The organism is Sphingomonas endophytica (assembly GCF_001476895.1).
GTDB classification, from domain to species: Bacteria; Pseudomonadota; Alphaproteobacteria; order Sphingomonadales; family Sphingomonadaceae; genus Sphingomonas; species Sphingomonas endophytica_A.
This window is the reverse complement of record NZ_LDTB01000164.1, coordinates 1-719: the sequence shown is the minus strand read 5'-3', so window position 1 is coordinate 719 and position 719 is coordinate 1. Positions and strand designations below refer to the sequence as shown.

Annotated in this window: 2 protein-coding genes; both read left to right on the top strand. The window is 58.7% G+C overall.

All coding sequences use genetic code 11. From position 1 onward, the window contains the following. The first annotated feature begins 236 nt into the window (after positions 1-236). A complete protein-coding gene (locus NS334_RS18760; RefSeq protein WP_193753146.1) occupies positions 237-374 on the top strand; it encodes a hypothetical protein in 138 nt (45 codons plus the stop codon). Positions 375-433: 59 nt separating this feature from the next. After that, a partial coding sequence (locus NS334_RS16540; protein ID WP_206542697.1) for a hypothetical protein occupies positions 434-719 on the top strand: 286 nt, incomplete at its 3' end.

Below are 719 nucleotides of genomic sequence, written 5' to 3'. Positions count from 1 at the left end.
GTTCCTGGCGGATAAAGTCAGCGGTGCTGTCCGGCCGGAGTTTCCGAGCGATGCCGCATTGCGATGTGCGGTTCAAACGGATGCCGAATCAAGGCGTTGAAGCGGCACCAAATATTTTCCAGGGCGTTGCGCAGAACGTATGCGCCAGCAGTACCGGATACCGCCTGTCAGTTCCCGATCCGGGTTGTTGTTGCAGGAACTGCTACCTATAGATGAATTTCCTGCGCCGGACACGGATGCTGAATGCCAAGGCATTCTCCATCGCGACACGAGCGGCGATCTCCTTGCGCTTCTACGTCGTGATGCAGAGCGCGTGTCAGTGGTTGACGCAACAAGCATTACGCCGCAAGCCGCGCATGGTTAAAAGCAGCTGAAATCATTCAGTCGAAATGCGTTGAAGAGTCTTTAATCAAATTCGCAGAACCTCCGCGCCATGATGCGTGGAGTTCTTTTGTTTCTCGTCGGCTCCCTTGTCCTTGTGTCGCTTGCTGGTTGCGGCCGTGGTCTGTTCCAGACCGCCGAGCGCGAACCGTGGCGGGCCGAGGCCGAGGCCGCTTGCCTGAAATCAGGTGCGGTCAAGGAAGGGCCCGACCTCGTCCGCATCGATCCGATTTCCGGCCCCGGCGTCTGCGGCGCCGAATTCCCGCTCAAGGTCGCAGCCCTCGGCGAAACCAGTTCAGCCTATGGATTTGCCGATGACAGTCTGCGTCCGCCGGCAT

Bases quoted from the DNA above. Each gene is read 5' to 3' on its own strand.
- NS334_RS18760 (WP_193753146.1), top strand. From the start codon at position 237: ATGCTGAATGCCAAGGCATTCTCCATCGCGACACGAGCGGCGATCTCC.